Source organism: Ktedonosporobacter rubrisoli (genome assembly GCF_004208415.1).
GTDB lineage: Bacteria > Chloroflexota > Ktedonobacteria > Ktedonobacterales > Ktedonobacteraceae > Ktedonosporobacter > Ktedonosporobacter rubrisoli.
Genome location: NZ_CP035758.1, coordinates 3,838,541 through 3,855,310, shown reverse-complemented (window position 1 = coordinate 3,855,310; position 16,770 = coordinate 3,838,541). Strand labels below are relative to the sequence as shown.

The following is a 16,770-nucleotide window of genomic DNA, read 5'->3' as shown; positions in this document are numbered from 1 at the left end:
GAACTATGCATTTGGTCGATCTCAGTCTAACTCTTGGACCAGAAGTTGAGCCCGTGCCAGGGCACCCACATTTTGAAGCAAGGCCCCTTACAACCCTGGAGAGAGACGGTGTAAACAATAGCCTGATTACCTTGAGTATCCATACCGGTACGCATATCGATGCTCCTTACCACTTTATCAAGACGGGACAGACGATAGATCAAATACCCCTGGAGAAGCTATGCGGTCGCGCCTGGCTCTGCGATCTGCGCGCGAGCGTGCGGCATGAGGATAGTATGCGTCACCGCATCACCGTAGAGGACTTGCAAGGGGCAGGCTTACCGAATGAAGGCCTGGCCGATACAATTTTGACCATATTTACTGGCTGGTCCGCCGAGCACTGGAACCGAGCCGACTTCTACACGCAAAATCCTTTCCTGGATGAACAAACTTCACGCTGGTTGATGGAGCAGCGCGTCAAAGCTCTGGCGCTCGATCATGGCATTGACGGCGCTAAACCATGGCCGAACCATACCATCGTGCTGAGTGAGGGCTGTTGTATCATCGAAAACCTGGTAAATCTCGATGCCATTTTGCCGCAACGCGCCTTTACCATGTATGCTCTCCCCGTGAAGATGCGCGAGAATGGTGGTATGGCACGCGTGATAGCACAGTTAGATTAAGCGACGGCCGGGCTCTACCTGGCAGTATATTGTTCTGTTCATATTAGTAAGGCCAGTAAATGAGAGATCAGAGGAGCGAAGAATGCTGCCATTGCAAGGAATAAGAGTATTAGACTTATCAAGGGTGCTGAGCGGTCCTTTTTGCACAATGACCCTTGCGGATCTTGGGGCTGAAGTGATTAAGATAGAGCGGCCAGGGGGTGACGATACGCGCCACTTTGCACCCCTTGTGAAGGGCGAAAGCACCTACTTCTTGAGCATTAATCGCAATAAGAAGAGCGTCGTTGTCGATATGAAGACGGAGCAAGGGCAGCAAATCATCTGGGAATTGCTGGCGCGCTCTGATGTGGTGGTAGAGAACTTTCGGCCCGGAACTTTAGAGCGGCTGGGCTTTGGCTGGGAAGCGATTCATGAGCGCTATCCGGCGGTTATTCTTGCCTCGATTTCAGGATATGGCCAGACGGGACCTTTAGCTAGCAGACCAGGCTACGACCTTATTGCCCAGGGCGAGGGTGGTCTTATGGACGTTACCGGCGATGTAGGAGGCCCGCCCGTCAAGGTTGGCTTTTCCGTGGCCGACATTGGAACTGGAATGTGGGCCGTGATAGGCATACTGGCGGCGCTGATGACACGCGCCGGCACCGGCCAGGGAAATCATGTGGATGTATCGCTTTTGGAAACCGTGACGTCCTGGCAGACGTATTTTGCCACTGCCGCTTTGATTGCCGGACATCACCCTCAGCGTCTGGGAAGTGCGCACCAGGGAATAGCACCATATCAGTCTTTTGAGGCCAGCGATGGCTATTTTAATCTCGCTGTGGGCAATGATTCGCTCTGGCCTAGATTCTGTGATGTCCTCGACGGGATCTATGAAGGCGAGAAATGGTATCGCTTAGCTGACTATGACACAAATAACAAGCGTGTCCAGCGCAGGGCTGAGCTGGCAGAACAGCTCAACGCTATTTTTCGGGCACAACCGCGCCACTTCTGGCTCGAACTCTTCCAAAAAGCCGGCATTCCGGCGGGAAGCGTCGATGCGATAGAGGAGGTGGCTCGGAATCCACAATTGTTAGCCCGTCAGATGATTGAGCATGTAGAGCATCAAGTGATAGGCCAGATGCCAGTTTTCCACACACCAATCACCTTTTCTAATATGGAGCGCGTGTCGCCTGTTGCGCCCCCTCTGTTAGGAGAGAATACAGAAGAGGTGCTACGGGGATTGGGAATTGTGCCCTGAGCTTATAGTATCATCTCTATGCATTTGAAACGATGAAGAGAACATAGTGATGATAAAAAAGCAAAGTAATGCCTGGTTACGCATTTGCTGTCTCTAGCCATTTGCGTAGCCAGGCAAAATCCTAGAAGGTGCCGCTGCCAGAGCGCCTATTGAGGGCAAGCGTGTAGCTGCCGGCCGAATAAGCTGCCGATAGTATACCTACCTGCTCTTCAGTAGAAGCTGCCGGTTTAAGCTTTTGGACTATAAGCGTACGCAGCCAATCACTGATCCGTGATCTGTTATCGTAAGGCGGCTCATCATCCTCAAACTGTTCTTCCTCTTCCTCACTGTCTAGCGAGGAGTGCCTGGCACCCCAGAGTAACAGACCGATAGCGGTTGAAAAGGCCGGCAGCTGAAATGATCTATCCAGAGAACTATCAAGGCCGTGAATTCTATCAGGCGTACCAAGGCGAGCAGGCAGATCAAGCTCTTGCTCCACCATTTCAAGCAGCCCTGGTAGGAGGGCTGTGCCACCAGTGACCACAACGCCGGCCGGTAGCCAGTCTCCATAGCTCACTGTTTGAATGGCATCGCCAATCATGCCACAGATCTCTTCTACACGAGCCTCGATAATTTCAGCCAGGAGTTTACGCGAGATTCGGTCACGGCGTCCCGGCATGAATTGACCTATATCAATCATTTCATGATCGTCAATCATGGCAGGATTACTATGCCCATACGTGATTTTTAGCTTCTCGGCAACCGAGAAGGGCAGCTGCAAACCGATGGCAATATCGTTAGTAATCAGATCGCCACCAAGCGGCAAAGCTGTAGTGTAGGCAATGGAGCCCTTTGTGAAGATGGAGATATCAGTAGTACCTCCACCGATATCGAGCACCGCTACGCCTAGATCACTTTCGCCCTCCTCTAACACCGCCTCGCTAGAGGCCAGGCCACCAACAATGAGCTCATCAATACCTACATTGAGGCCTTGCATGCAGCGCACAAGGCTATTGATAGAGGTGCTGGCTCCCGTAATAATATGCGCCTCAACCTCCAATAAGAAGCCGGCCATACTTACTGGATTCTCAATACCATCCTGGCCATCTAGTGTGTAGCCACGTGGGATGACATGCAACACTTCATGACCAGCAGGAAGCACGATGGCCCGTGCCGCCTCAAGAGTACGTCTAATGTCGGCCTCGGTAATATCGCGATAGAGAGGAGAGATAGTGACGGCTCCTGTGCTATTCAGGCAACCGATGTGCCTGCCGCTAATGCTCACGTAAGCTGAACGAATGTGCTCTCCTGAAAGGCGCTCAGCGCGGTCCAGGGCCATAGTGATAGATGCCACAGCCTCATCAATATCTACGATTATCCCACGGCGTATACCGCGTGCAGGGCTGGTGCTAGCTCCAACAATCGTTAGCCTACCCGCATGGTCTTGCTTGCCAACCAGGACACAGGTTTTAGTTGTTCCCACGTCGATGCCGACAATCATCATTTACTCCCCTACTATGATAATGGTTGCGTATATTTTGTATTTATAGTATTCTCTTGATGAGATCGAAATAAGGTTAAAATCCTGTTAGGGATGTCGGATGATCCAAAGCCGTCTATGCTCTTGCCGCTACTATACAAGAAATTGGTGAGATAAATAATGAGCCAGGTCACAATGTACCAGACCAAAAATACAGTTATGCTGGCGTTGATTTTATGGTATAGCCAGCCTTGGATCTGTTACCCCTACTATAATTAATACTCTCGTACGCCATTTTTCGTATACAATTTATTGCTAATTATTTTTATTTAGAAAAGAGATCCGCCCGGCTCTCGCCTGTATCTGAAAATATAGACGGAAGCGCTAGTAAAGTCCCCAATAACTATAATGCCGCGAAAAACTGTATCCAGCTTCGCACCTTCCAGGCTCTCATCCCCTACACTACTTTTGCTCGTTCTTGCTCTGGTGTGTATACATAGAATCATTTTATAACTATCAGCCATAATGGTTCAATAGTGCAGGGTCCAGCCTTTTATCTATCCTGCTATGAGTATAACCTAAATTTCCGCAATCATCTAGAGTTCTTTAGCACAAAAATGCGGATTTTGTAGTGTTTTTTAGCTAATTTTTTACTAAAAAACTGCTGAGGAGAAATTTGTTGCTGACGAAAGGGCAAGGGTGACTGCCAGGACTGCCAACTCAGCAATTAAACTGGCGGTTGGAGGAGCCAAAAAACTCCTGGAGATAAATAGATAAGATCTCCCGGCTTGACGACCCTAAGAAAAAATAGTGCTGAGCTAAAGAACCTAGATACGTCCCTGGAGGCACATAGTTTACGTGGATAGAGCTAGTAAACATTGAAGTTCGAATGGGCTAATGTATCGGTAAATTCTTGCTAAGACCTGCAAAGTTGGGTACGCTTAGAAGAAACGCTGTTATCTCGTAAAGGCAGCGGGGAATTGCCTGGACCGAAGCGGTGCCTGCCGCCAGCGTACCGATAAGCAGGCTCAGATAAAGCAGAGGGTTGTTTCTGTCAACTGCAGCCCGTCAATTAACCTGCTGTGACCCTCGGGAAGAGGGCCCGGCATTAGTTTAGCATAAAGGAGGAAAGTATTGGGGAGGCTTCTCGAAGCGAGAAGAGGGCGTGAGGGGTCAATGGCAACGTCGCGGTGTGGCGACCGTGGCAGCTCAAGTCGTTCGAGCTCTTCCATGCCGTTGCTACCTCTGGTCCCCTTTGCCAGCAATTAACTCAGGAGTATCGGCTGGTCTGCATACAGGCAGGTGCAGCGCACCACCGCTATCGAAACACTCGTGATCAGGTCGCCAATGGAGCATTCTATGTGATCGAGCCTGGAGAAACCTTGGGCTACCAGCCCAAAGACTCCACCTTCTACTGTCTCTTTATTGATCCAGCCTGGCTGCAACAGTTCGCTACTGAGCAGCTCCAAAGGGAGCAGCTCTTGCCCCATTTTTCCAGCCGTCCCCTCTTTGATCCATCTGTAAGCCAGGCTATGCATGATCTCGCTGCCAGGTCGCTGACTCCGGCTTCTCGTCTGCAGCAGGAGGAGACGCTGTTGCACCTGTTTGCTCCTTTATTGGTTCGTCACGCTGAAGATGCAGGAACACTTCCTCGCTTCGGTAATGAGCACCCAGCCGTCAAGCTGACGAAGGAGTATCTGCAAGAGCACTATGCCGAGGAAGTAGCGTTGCAAGAACTGGCCCGTGTGGTGAACATGAGCCCCTTTCATCTCTCTCATATCTTCCATCAGGCTGTTGGCTTGCCTCCCCATGCCTATCAGACGAGGCTGCGCCTGGCGCGAGCTAAAACGCTGCTGACGCAAGGATACTATGTGGGCTATGTGGCTCATGAAACTGGCTTTTTTGATCAATCGCACTTCAGCGAGCAGTTTAAGCGGCACTACCAGGTGACGCCAGGAAACTATCGCAAAACCACCAGATTCTCCTTGTCAGTCTCTCTGCCATAAAGCGAGATTGTGGAGGGAAGGGTGTGTAGGCTGCGGATGAAGAGGCAAGTTCGCACACTTGACAAGAGGTAGTCACAAAGGCATATGTCTGAAGAAACTCAACAGTTACAACGCCGGGTCCAGACTTTAAAGCCAGGCATTTGCAAGCAGTAAATGACCCGAAGATTTTCAGGTCATTTACCCGGTCAGTAGTCAATCTAAAGGCTAAAGATTGATGCCACCCGTAGCCTCTATTCTCTGTCCGTTGACCCAGTAGGTTTCCTCGGAGAGTAATACCGCAACGAGTGCACCAATATCTTCAGGTTGACCGACGCGTCCAAGAGGCGTCTGCGCGGCAAGCTGTTGATTGACGGCAGCATTATCACGAACAAGGCCTTCGCCATAGTCGGTTGCCGTGGGACCGGGAGCGACCACGTTGACGGTAATGCCGCGCGGCCCCAGTTCGACCGCCAGGTAGCGAGTCAAAACCTCGACCGCAGCCTTCAGTGGCGCGTAGGCGGTATGATTAGGGACAAATGTGCGGGCTGTGAGTGAGGAGACGTTGATGATGCGTCCCCCATCAGCGATGAGAGGAAGGAGGGTTTGGATGAGGAAGAAGACTCCTTTGAAGTTGACATTGGCCAGCTGGTCAAAGTGGGCTTCAGTTGTCTGGGTGAATGACAGGTAAAACCCAATTCCCCCATTGTTGACGAGGAAGTCAAACGTCTCTCTCTTCCAGATGTCTCTGAGTGTTTGCTTGACAGTTTCTCTAAAAGTAGTAAACGACTTTGTATCAGATACATCGAGGGGCAAGGCCACAGCTTTGCGACCGCGCTCCTCGATTAAAGCGGTCACCTCTTCTGCTTCTTCTTTGTGGCTCTTATACGTCAGAAGAATATCGTGCCCTTTTGCTGCGGTACTCAGGGCTATAGCTCTTCCAATACCGCGATTTCCACCAGTGATCAGTGCTATTTTCATGAATATACTCCTTTACCGACACCTGCTCTTGTTTGCTCAGGTGGATCGTCCATGTGATACTAGCCAGCGAGGGGCAGAGCCCTCACGCCAAATGGCCGTGCTTCTAGTTTAGCTAGCTTGGACGCAGATCAACTAGGAAAATCTTGCGGTGAGGTGGCGTGCCCGGTGTGATCCAAACGTTTGCCAGCTTGCTGGCTCCGTCTGCATAAACTATAGTATGGTCTGCACTCTATAAGTGAATGGTTGGAAATATAAATCCTGGCTGAACTTTGCCCGCTAAGCAAGCGTGGCAAGCATAATAGCTTTGATTGTGTGCAGGCGGTTTTCGGCCTGTTCGAATACGATGGAAGCTTTTGACTCAAAAATGTCTTCGGTAACTTCCAGGGCTTCCAGACCATATTTTTCATACATCTGTTGGCCCAATCTGGATTCTGTATTGTGTAAAGCTGGCAGGCAATGCATGAATTTCGTATGAGGATTATGCGTCAAGGCCATAAGTTTGGAATTGACCTGATAGGGAAGCATGAGCTTAATGCGTTCCTCCCAGAGCTCTAATGGGTTGCCCATTGAGACCCAGACATCTGTATAGAGAAAATCGCAGCCTCGTACAGCCTCCTCGGGATCTTCGGTGAGCGTGATGCGCGCTCCTGTTTGCTGGGCGATAGCCTGCGCGAGCTCAACATAATGGCTAGCGGGCCAGCATTGCCCTGGTCCAGCCAGGCGAATATCCATGCCCATCTTCGCAGCTCCAAGCATGAGCGAATTTCCCATATTGAAGCCCACATCCCCCAAAAAGCAAAAAGAAATTGTCTCTAACGCTCTATGGGTATGCTCCTGCATAGTCAGCAGATCCGCCAGGATTTGGGTAGGATGAGCTTCATTCGTCATGCCATTCCACACGGGCACACCTGCATAGCGCGCCAGCGTCTCCACATGGGCCTGGGACGAGCCACGGTAAGCAATGCCATCATACATGCGACCCAGCACGCGCGCAGTATCCTTTAAAGATTCTTTGTAACCCATATGGGAGCCGGCAGAACCAATATAGGTAACATGGGCGCCTTGATCGAAGGCTGCAACTTCAAAGCTACAGCGGGTGCGCGTCGAATCCTGCTCGAAGATCAGGACTATTTGTTTGCTCTTTAGCCGTTGGACCTCTGATCCTGCATACTTAGCAGCCTTGAATTCAGCGGCCAGAGAGAGCAGAAGCCTGATTTCTTCTGGCGTGAAGTCTTCGAGCTTGAGAAAGTGCCTATTCCTTAAATTGAAACCCATGAGCGTGCTCCTTTTGCTTTCTGTGAGAGTTGGCATAGCGCATTATGTAATGGATGAGTCATATAACTACAACATCTCGGCCTCCTGCTCTTCTGTGAGGATGGGGAAGCGATATGATATTTACTCAGGAGGATTGTGTGACTGCGCTGTCTTCGGCCTCATTGTGTGGATGCTCTAAAGCAATATCTTCTGGCTTTCTCGCTCAATTCCGCCAGCGGTGCCCTGATCGGCGCTGGCAAGCAGATATGCCTGGCTTACTCATCTATTTTTGTGTTTCAAGGAAGACGAATCCAACTTTCCTGTGGATATATGCTCTCTATTATAACAAGTCATGTCGTTGTTGCAAACGGTGTCCATCTACGAGCGCGCAAGCCTGTATAGCAACGCTATTTCTGGGCACGTAGGGATTTATACCGGTGGAGATTGCGCAGAGGTACTTCAGCATTCTTAAGAGAAAGGAGCCGGTTTTTTAAGCAGCAGAGCCGGGCAGGATTGTACCGCAAGTTCCTCCTGCCCTTATCCGCTTAGCCCTCGACGAGCGATTGGGCGCCATCAATCCAGACTTCCGTTCCGGTGATATGGCTGGCGGCGTCCGAAACCAGGAAACTTACAAGTTGGGCAACCTGCTCAGCTGTAGCCGGCTTGCCGTCACCGAGAGGAATTGGCCCCCTGGGGTAGTGGACAGGATATTTTACCTGCTGCACATTGCGTGGCTGCGTGTTTTCCTGTATCTCTGTTTCGACCTTGCCAGGACAGATAACATTCACGCGAATATTGTGCGGCCCCAACTCGACGGCGAGCATTTTGGTCATTGCTACCTGTGCCGCCTTGGTCGCCGAGTACGCGGTAGCTCCTGTGTTGCTAAAGACGCGCGTCCCATTCTCGGATGAAGTGATGACGATATTGCCGCCATGCTGCTTAAGATGTGGCACTGCATATTTGATGGTCAGGAAAGTACCAGTGAGATTCGTGTTGATGGTACGGTTCCATTCGTCAACACCAAGTTCCTCGATAGGAGCCCAGACACCATTAATACCGGCGTTGGCGAAGACGATATCGAGGCGATTCCAGCGGCCCAGTACCTGCTGGACTGCCCGCTGCATCTGAGCACTATTGCCGGTATCGGCAACAGAAGCAATAGCCTCTCCGCCATTCTTCTGAATATCTCTGGCAGTTTGCTCCACCTCCTCAGCCGTATGGCTGAGTGCCGCAACGCGAGCCCCTTGCTTTGCCAGGAGCAGCGCCGTTGCTTTGCCGATACCGGAACCTGCTCCTGTAACAAGGGCAACTTTTCCTGCGAGATCCATGCTTTTACCTCTTTCTATGCTCAACCGTGATGTTGCTGCGTTACATTCTCTTGCAAACTGAAAGATAGAGTTTTCCCAGACCACAGAGAATATGCTGCAATAGTGTAGAGATGGCACGAATCTGCTGGGATGAAGGTTACATATATGCAGTCTTTTGCGCGGCTATCAGAATTCGATCCCTTTCTGGGCCTTGACTCCCGCGTGATAGTGATGCTTGACCTCTACAACCTCTGAGACCGTATCCGCATATTCAAGCAATTCGGGAGGGGCGTAGCGCCCAGTTATAATCAGATGCATGCCTGCCGGGCGCTGATCCAGGGTAGCGCGCACTTCTTCCCAGGTAATCCAGCCGTACTTGAGAATATAGGTCATTTCATCGAGCACGATCAGATCGTAATTGCCGGAGAGAATCTTCTGGCTGCACTGCTCCCAGCCCTGACGGGCAAGCGCTTTGTCTTTTTCGAGATCTTTAGAAAGCCAGGTGAAGCCACTGCCCAACGGTATGACTTCAAGCCCAATCTTGCGCGCCGCCTTCTCTTCACCCCAGTTACCCGTCTGCGCTTTAATGAATTGGAGCATACATACGCGGAGCCCCTGTCCCCAGGCGCGCACCAGCAGGCCTAGCGCGGCTGTAGTTTTCCCCTTGCCCTTGCCTGTATTGACAATGAGCACGCCTTTTTTAATCGCCGTTTTAGCGCGTTGACGACGTTTCTCGTGGCTTACGCGCTGACAGAGTATCCGCTCTTCCTCAGTTAGATTCTTATCTTCCTCGGGGTCGAACTCCTCTGCCTGGCCTGCTGACGCCTGCAACGTTTCCTGGCTTTCGTCCTGTGGATGGGATAGTTCGTTCTCTGACATTGTTAAATCCTTTCTGCTTATCGATGGGTTTGATCGTTAGCGGGTAATGGGGGCGAGAAATTGCTGGCAAGCCAGCTCCGCGCTGCTGTGACAAAGCGTTGGGCGGCATAAGGAAAGCTACTAAACGAAAGATGCACATAGCTTGCCAGGAGATTGCCGCGCGCAAATCCCTCTACCTGCTCGTGCCCGGTAAATGTGTAGGCCGCCTCTTCCTGAGTAGCCGATCGTTCCAGGACGGAATAATGAAATTCATGCCCCCTGATCACTTCTCCTTTACGCATGAGCAAGGTATCACGGAGAGCGCGGGCCTCACGATAGCCAAGGGTAAGTTTTCCTGTTGTCTGGCTCATGAGGCTTTGTCTATCCAGCGCTCCTACCATCGGGAATACCTCTCCCGAGGCGGTATGAATAGATTGGCAGAGATACATGAGACCTCCGCATTCGGCGTAGCAGGGAATGTTGTGCGCGAGCAGGGAAGCCAGGGCTGTGCGAAGCCTGATGTTGGCGGCTAGCGCTCTGGCATGTACTTCAGGGAAACCGCCTCCGATATATATGCCGGCAATTCCCTCTGGAAGTTCTTGGTCATGAAGCGGGCTGAAGGGAATAAGTTCGGCCCCGTTGTCGCGAAGTAGGTCGAGCGTATCGGGATAATAAAAATTGAAGGCCTCATCCTGGGCCAGGGCGATGCGTATCGGAGGCCCTGATAAAGCCTCGATTCCCTCAGCTGCATTTTCTTCTGGCTGAAGCAGCTCCGGGGCCTTGAGCGCAAGCTGTAGGATGCGCTGGCTATCGCAAGTCTGCCGAAATTGTTCGGTCAGCGCTGCCAGTTGTGCGGAGCTAAGGCTGTGTTCAGCTGCCGGGATAAGCCCAAGATGCCTTTCAGGAATAAATGGGGCACGAGCGCGGCTAAGATAGCCTAGCAGCGGAATGCCAGTTTCAGCCTCTATGGCTTCTTGTAACAGGCGAGCATGGCCAGCCCCGCCGACGCGATTAGCAATAACCCCAATCAGATGAACGCCAGGATCAAGCTTCTGGAAGCCGAGAACGAGGGCGGCAGCGCTACGGGCCATAGCTCCTGCATCGATGACCAGGATAACGGGAGCGCGTAAAAGTTTGGCGATCTCGGCAGTGCTTCCCTGCTCATCAGTACTGCGTGCCCCATCGTAGAGGCCCATCACTCCTTCGATAACGGCAATGTCTGCCCTGGAAGCATGGCGCTGAAATATGCTGAGCATGCGTGCGGGAGGCATCATCCAGGTATCAAGATTATAGCAAGCCTGTGCTGCTGTAGTAGCGAGATGGGCTGGATCAATGTAATCGGGGCCGACCTTAAAGGGCTGAACTTTAAGACCTTGAGATAGGAGATCGGCGATAAATGCTGAGGCAATTGTTGTTTTGCCAACTCCGCTGGCCGGGCCTGCAATAACGATCCTTGGCAGTGACATGGCTGTGTCTCCTGCTCTATGAGAGCCGAGATAGAGACTATAGATATAGCCTCTCAATGGTTAGCGGTTGTCTAAAGAGAGATACGTTAACTACTTTGCACGTGTGGGGAGGACCTGGAGGCAGAAAGACAAGAAAATGCCTTGATGCTCTTGAGCCCACCCCTTTGACGCGAAGGAGTGTAAGCATGTTGCACGAGGTCGGTCTCCTGGCTTCTGGTTACAAACGCCATTCATCGGGCCTTCCCATCCTTTTCTTTTGCCTTAAGAATAGTGACCATAGCATAGAGGCTATTCTAGAGGATGAATGACTTACCAGTTACAGTAGCGCGACTGCGGCGGATTTGCACCGCCTTCCCTATTATGCTCGCCTGTTTTGCGAGCCCCCTCGTGAAAAAACGCTGTCTGTATCCTTTTTGAGAGTATAGCTATGGGAGCAGCTATTGTCAATGCCAGAGATATGTAAGTTTTTACTGTGAGTATCTTATTTCATAAAAACCTTGCATCACGGCTGAAGAAACTTTCCCTACTTGATGGTTTCTGGCTGCCGTGGCTTGGATACCTTTAACGACATCTGGCACGACAAATTGAAAAAAGCTTTTGCATGCTCGCTTGCTTGCGATGTAGCCCTTCACCGTCCCGTTTGGGAGAATTGGAAAACTCACAAGTTAAGAGATCAGTGGCCAACCAACGAAACCACATGAGTTTGATGCAAAGTGGCAGACTCCCTATAGTATGAGATATAGGTAGTCTGGCCTTGGTGTAGACTGTAGAAGAGCAGAGTGAATCGTTGCCAGAGCGGGGAAAAGGATAACTTTTCCTGATAGATAAGGAGCATGAGTTGTCAGCTGAGCAGCAGCCGGGCTCAAAAATCATTTTTCCCTCCATTGGGCGAGATGGTACGATCCTTTTATTTTCAGTAGTTGCTGGTAGTACAGATAGTATCAGCTATCTGGGGCTCGGCCATGTCTTTACGGCGAATATGACCGGCAATACTGTCCTGCTCGGATTAGCTCTTGGGCGAGGACAGGCGCCGGCCGAGATTCGTTCGTTTATGGCCTTGATCGGTTTTGTTCTTGGCGCGTTGGTTGGAGCGATTATTACCGAGAGAGATCAAGAACACACGCTTTGGAATGGACCAATGACCGGCTCAATGCTGCTAGAAGGCGTTATCCTTGCAGCTTTTGCCGTAATGTGGTACTTCATTGGCGCGGAGGCAATCCCTGTAATTACTTATGCACTGATTTTGCTCTCTGGATTAGCGATGGGCATACAAAGTGTCACTATACATCGTTTGAGGATCTCAGGAGTCGCGACCACTTATATCACTGGGACGCTGACCACCCTGGTAACCGGACTTGTGAACTGGTTGCATGTTACGCATCCTGGCTGGTTTGCTGTAGGGAGAAGAGGTATAACCAGGGCACCGGAGCCGTATGTTCAGCACTCTTTGCGCGTTCTTGGCATTCAGGCCGCGGTCTGGATTGTTTATGCTCTGAGCGCGATAGCTACCGGCGTTCTTGGCGTACACTCGCTGGTTATCGTGGTATGGCTGCCTGTTGTGGCCATCGCCATAGTGATAGCAAATGCGCTTATTCATAGGTATAGCCTGAGCAGGTAGGGGTATTGTAGAAAGTGATATGTATAGAATCGTGACAGCTATCTTTAGCACTTCAGGCTACATCATAAAGCGCCAGGGAGAAAGTAGATGCTCGCTAAGCTTGATATACCATGCTCGCCTTTGCCAATCCTCGGCATTCAGTTCAAATACCTCGCTACTATCGCAGGCGAAGAGGGCTTGCATTTGCTGAGCGAAGTCTTTACTATAAATCTCAACATTGATTTCATAGTTTCCTAGCAAGCTCAGACGATCTAAGTTCGCGGTGCCTACCGTTGACCACTGCTCATCGATGGTGCACGTTTTCGCATGGAGCATTGTGTGGCGATAACCAAGGATGTGAATGCCAGCTTGTAGACACCCAGCAAAGTAACTGCGAGAGATCCAATCAGCTAAAATATGATTTGAATTCCAGGGGACAAGTATGCGGACATCTACGCCGCGCCTTGCTGCATTCTTGAGGGCGTCCAGCAGGATGTGATCAGGTATAAAGTAAGCTGTAGTGAGTAAGATGCTTTCAGCGGCTTTATCGATGGCGACGATATACATATCCCGGATAGGGAACGTTAGACGCATAGCCTCATTCTGGCTAAGGCGAATGCGCGGGTTAAAGTGGCGGCGATGGTACTCTCTGATCTGCTCCTTTTCAGGACAGAAACGATTCCAGAAGTCGATAAACGATTGAGAGAACTCAGTGGCGATTGCTCCACGCAGGCGCAAATGCGTATCGCGCCATTCTTTCGCATAAAGTTCGCCAATATTATAGCCGCCTATGAAACTTATAGTGTCATCGACAACAAGAAGTTTGCGATGATCGAGAGCATAGTGGCGTAGATCAAATATTTGCCAGGGGCGCCGGATGGCGCGGTATTCCAGAACATGGATAGCTGGGTCAAAGCCTGATTTAAAGGTGCGAGGTACCACAAGATTGCCAAACCTGTCAAATATGACATATACCTTTACACCCTCTGCAGCTTTTTGGGCTAAGCGACGCTGAAATTCCTTGCCAAGCTCATCGCCCTTCCAGATATAAGATTCGAGATAGATATAGTCGCTTGCATTGTCAATAGCCTCAAACATAGCCTTGTAGAGATCTTCCCCGTAGGCATAGAGCTGCAGCCTGTTTGCGCCAACCTGGATTTCTTCAAGAGAGCGGTAGGGAAAGCGCGTATCGTGTTTGTGCCGTCTGCCTAGCGAGGCGATAATGAGCAAGAGCATGGCAACCAGACATTGGAGTAAGAATATGAGACAACCAGTTCTCCAGAGCATGCGTCTCCAACGCGGCCTGAGACTAGCAGTTTTTGCTAATAATCGCTGAGCCTGGGACATGGCTTCTCTCGCTTTCTAATACAATTTTGACTGTTGCATCAGTGTGCGTAATCTGTAGCAATAATATAGGTAGAGTACAAGTGTAAAGAATTGTAGATCTTAGCTGCTACCGGTTAGCTTAGGCATTTTCTTCTATATACTGATCGGTAATTTGGCACGATGAATCAGTATTTTTACCTCCTTCTTGTTCCATATATTTGCGGTTCCTGAGGAGCAGCGGCACTGGTAGACTCTTTAATAGGACATATCTTTTGCTTCTATGTCTTGAGATGTTACTTCCAGTAATGGCGTAGCATCTCTCCTATGAACTTATGTTATTTGTTCTTGCTTATGCTTTTCTTTCCTAAGGAGCACCCATGAATATTTGTATTATTACTGATGATATGGCAAAAGTTTCCTCCCCTATGATGAAAGATGTGATGCGCTTACTAGAGAAGACGCATAAAATTGATATCGCGTATATGACATCTCTGGCCGAGGCTTACAGCTCAGCATTAATAGAAGGACCGCTGGCTGATCTCTATCTTTTAAAAAGTCATTCTCCGGTTGGCCTGGAAGCTGCGCGCCAGTTAGAAGAGCGGGGTGCGCATGTAGTGAATAGCTGGCAGGCGACCAGGGCGTGTCAAGATCGCAATGTAATGTCCACAACTCTGCTGAATGCCGGATTGCCTTATCCACGCACCTGGTATCTGGATAGCCTGGCGCGCGATATTCATGAAGATTTACTTACAACACTGCCATTTCCACTTGTGGTGAAGGCCCGGTATGCGTATGAAGGGACAATGGTAGATAAAGTAAATGATGCTGCACAGCTGCGCTGTCTGGCCATGTATTGGGGGAAGAAGCCGGTTGTGCTGCAGGAATGCTTGCCTAACGATGGCTGGGATACCAAACTATGGGTCATAGGGGAGCAGATATTTGCTGCTAAGCGCCGGAGTCCTATAAACGAGGGGATGCCAGATGAGTTTCAACTGATGCCTGACGAGATAGACGAAAAGTGCAAAAGTCTGGCTCTGGAGGCAGGTCGTATATTTGGCTTGCAGGTCTATGTAGTTGATTTCATAAACACGCCGCAAGGACCTGTCATCGTGGATGTGAACTCTTTCCCACGTTTTCGGGGCTTGTTCGGACCAGATAAGGCCCTTGTGGCCTTTGTAGAACGTGCCTGCTGTACATATGTATAGCCAGCACGTCAAGGAAAACGGTTAGGCAAAGAACATTCCTGAGCCTCAATATCTTGTCGCGCGGCAGGCGATGGTAGCTCTACAGGCTCTTATCCCTTGTCTTGAGCGGTAGCGGGCAAGGTAAGGTAATATTGGCTAGTCTCCACTGGGAAAACTTGGCGATATAGCCTTTAAGTTGGCGATAAGCTACCGTTTGGAAACCGTTATCACCAGGTATACCCTGGTAGATGCTCATGCCATCTGAGGTGCCTGCACCGTGCTCTGGCGTTGTCCTATCATATTTGAGCGTATAGAGAAAGGCTTTTTGGATGAAGCCGCTTGCTCTAACTTGATCAAGACAGTAGTGAATGTAGTTCCATTGGGTATTTTGATCGGTAACGCACTTTGGATAATGCCGTCCGTAATTTGTATTGATGGCGAAGCCAAACTCCGTGAGCCAGGTTGGAAAGTTGGCCCGACCATGGGCGGCATGCGATTGGCGGAGAATATCGATATAATGGGGGAATGAGGGTACATTGGATACCGAGTCATCTGAAGGATCAAAGTGACCGTTGCCGGGTATGCAGGTATAGAAGTGGAAGTTGGCGATATCGAAGTATCCTGCAGCCTGTTCCCACATTCCATCCATAAAGTAGCGAATATGTTTGGCGTTGCGCTGTAGGATTGCACCCATAATGACGAGCAGGTCGGACCGCTTGTTTTTAAGCGCCGGATAAACGTTGCGCATCACGTTGGCCAGCCATTTGGGATCTCTGCATTGCATCCCGTTTCCACTAAAGTTTTGATCATAATCTTCGTTGCCTATTTCCAGCGCCTGAATCTGGCCATGCCCATGCTTGCCATCATATCTTTGGGCGATAGCAGAGGCGAAATTGGCAGTACCTTGTGGATCTGGTAATGTGGCTCCTTGGGAACAGGATTGGGTAAGCCAGAACGCAGGAGCGTGCCTGATCGTCAGGCATAGGTTGATCCCAGCGGCATTACAACGCCTGATAGCATCGTCCCATATATTCCAATTAGCTCCGGTATCGCTGTAATCTCCTTGTGTGATTTCGATAGAAGACCAGGGAACTTGGAAGCGAAGCCATGTCATGCCCAGAGTGCGCATATCTTCGATGGCCTGCGGCTTGAGGTAAAACGTTGGAGAGGAGTCTTGCACGCCTATAGTGGCTCCGTACGGATTATCGTTGTATACCACCACTTCCCTACCTTTCCTATGCCGATTCAACGCTGAATCCAGCAACCATGGTAAGCTCATCAAAGCCTCTCTACTTTCCAGAGAGGAGGAAGGAGAGTTTCATATAGCCATAAATGCCCGAAGAGTAGCTACCACTATAAAATCTCCTCCTAATGAAAAGTATATGCAGCGAGCCAAATAGATCTGTAGCGATGAGAAGATAAACACTGAACGTTCTTGAAATATATGCCTGGCATTT

Annotated in this window: 13 protein-coding genes and 1 riboswitch; of the genes, 5 read left to right on the top strand and 8 right to left on the bottom strand. The window is 50.2% G+C overall.

The annotated features are described in order from the left end of the window. Positions 1-5: 5 nt before the first annotated feature. Positions 6-662 (top strand): cyclase family protein, encoded by a 657-nt coding sequence (locus EPA93_RS17120; protein ID WP_129888676.1) that lies wholly within the window; start codon positions 6-8, stop codon positions 660-662. An 82-nt stretch (positions 663-744) separates the two neighbouring features. Further along, positions 745-1,899 carry a CaiB/BaiF CoA transferase family protein gene (locus EPA93_RS17115; RefSeq protein WP_129888675.1) on the top strand — a complete coding sequence of 385 codons (1,155 nt, stop codon included), beginning with the start codon at positions 745-747 and terminating at the stop codon, positions 1,897-1,899. 121 nt (positions 1,900-2,020) lie between these two features. On the opposite strand, the gene ftsA is transcribed toward EPA93_RS17115, so the two are convergent. After that, on the bottom strand, positions 2,021-3,382 hold the full coding sequence (gene ftsA, locus EPA93_RS17110) for a cell division protein FtsA (protein ID WP_129888674.1): 1,362 nt from the start codon (positions 3,380-3,382) through the stop codon (positions 2,021-2,023). A 1,166-nt stretch (positions 3,383-4,548) separates the two neighbouring features. Between ftsA and EPA93_RS17105 the strand changes: the two genes are divergently transcribed. Continuing rightward, positions 4,549-5,364, top strand: a complete 816-nt coding sequence (locus tag EPA93_RS17105; protein ID WP_129888673.1) for a helix-turn-helix domain-containing protein — start codon at positions 4,549-4,551, stop codon at positions 5,362-5,364. Positions 5,365-5,568: 204 nt separating this feature from the next. Here EPA93_RS17105 and EPA93_RS17100 read toward each other — a convergent pair whose 3' ends face one another. The 5 genes from EPA93_RS17100 to EPA93_RS17080 form a co-directional block, all read right to left on the bottom strand. Beyond that, positions 5,569-6,321: an SDR family NAD(P)-dependent oxidoreductase gene (locus EPA93_RS17100; RefSeq protein WP_207229576.1), complete on the bottom strand. Its 753-nt coding sequence runs from the start codon at positions 6,319-6,321 to the stop codon at positions 5,569-5,571. 276 nt (positions 6,322-6,597) lie between these two features. Beyond that, positions 6,598-7,596, bottom strand: coding sequence for an ornithine carbamoyltransferase (argF, locus tag EPA93_RS17095; protein WP_129888671.1), 999 nt, complete (start codon positions 7,594-7,596; stop codon positions 6,598-6,600). A 524-nt stretch (positions 7,597-8,120) separates the two neighbouring features. Continuing rightward, entirely contained in the window at positions 8,121-8,903 is a 783-nt protein-coding gene (locus tag EPA93_RS17090; protein ID WP_129888670.1) for an SDR family oxidoreductase, read from the bottom strand. A 165-nt stretch (positions 8,904-9,068) separates the two neighbouring features. After that, positions 9,069-9,761 (bottom strand): cob(I)yrinic acid a,c-diamide adenosyltransferase, encoded by a 693-nt coding sequence (gene cobO / locus EPA93_RS17085; protein WP_129888669.1) that lies wholly within the window; start codon positions 9,759-9,761, stop codon positions 9,069-9,071. A gap of 17 nt (positions 9,762-9,778) precedes the next feature. After that, entirely contained in the window at positions 9,779-11,206 is a 1,428-nt protein-coding gene (locus EPA93_RS17080) for a cobyrinic acid a,c-diamide synthase CobB (protein ID WP_129888668.1), read from the bottom strand. Between the two features lie 179 nt (positions 11,207-11,385). Continuing rightward, positions 11,386-11,609: riboswitch (cobalamin riboswitch) on the bottom strand. A 435-nt stretch (positions 11,610-12,044) separates the two neighbouring features. Between EPA93_RS17080 and EPA93_RS17075 the strand changes: the two genes are divergently transcribed. After that, positions 12,045-12,824 carry a YoaK family protein gene (locus EPA93_RS17075; RefSeq protein WP_165423199.1) on the top strand — a complete coding sequence of 260 codons (780 nt, stop codon included), beginning with the start codon at positions 12,045-12,047 and terminating at the stop codon, positions 12,822-12,824. Between the two features lie 57 nt (positions 12,825-12,881). Here EPA93_RS17075 and EPA93_RS17070 read toward each other — a convergent pair whose 3' ends face one another. Next, complete coding sequence (locus EPA93_RS17070) at positions 12,882-14,090, bottom strand: phospholipase D-like domain-containing protein (RefSeq protein ID WP_129888666.1); 1,209 nt, start codon at positions 14,088-14,090, stop codon at positions 12,882-12,884. Positions 14,091-14,506: 416 nt separating this feature from the next. On the opposite strand from EPA93_RS17070, the gene EPA93_RS17065 reads away from it, so the two are divergent. Then, positions 14,507-15,334: an ATP-grasp domain-containing protein gene (locus EPA93_RS17065; RefSeq protein ID WP_129888665.1), complete on the top strand. Its 828-nt coding sequence runs from the start codon at positions 14,507-14,509 to the stop codon at positions 15,332-15,334. 79 nt (positions 15,335-15,413) lie between these two features. Here the strand turns inward: EPA93_RS17065 and EPA93_RS17060 are convergent, their stop codons facing one another. After that, positions 15,414-16,592, bottom strand: a complete 1,179-nt coding sequence (locus EPA93_RS17060; protein ID WP_129888664.1) for a cellulase family glycosylhydrolase — start codon at positions 16,590-16,592, stop codon at positions 15,414-15,416. Between the last annotated feature and the right edge of the window lie 178 nt (positions 16,593-16,770).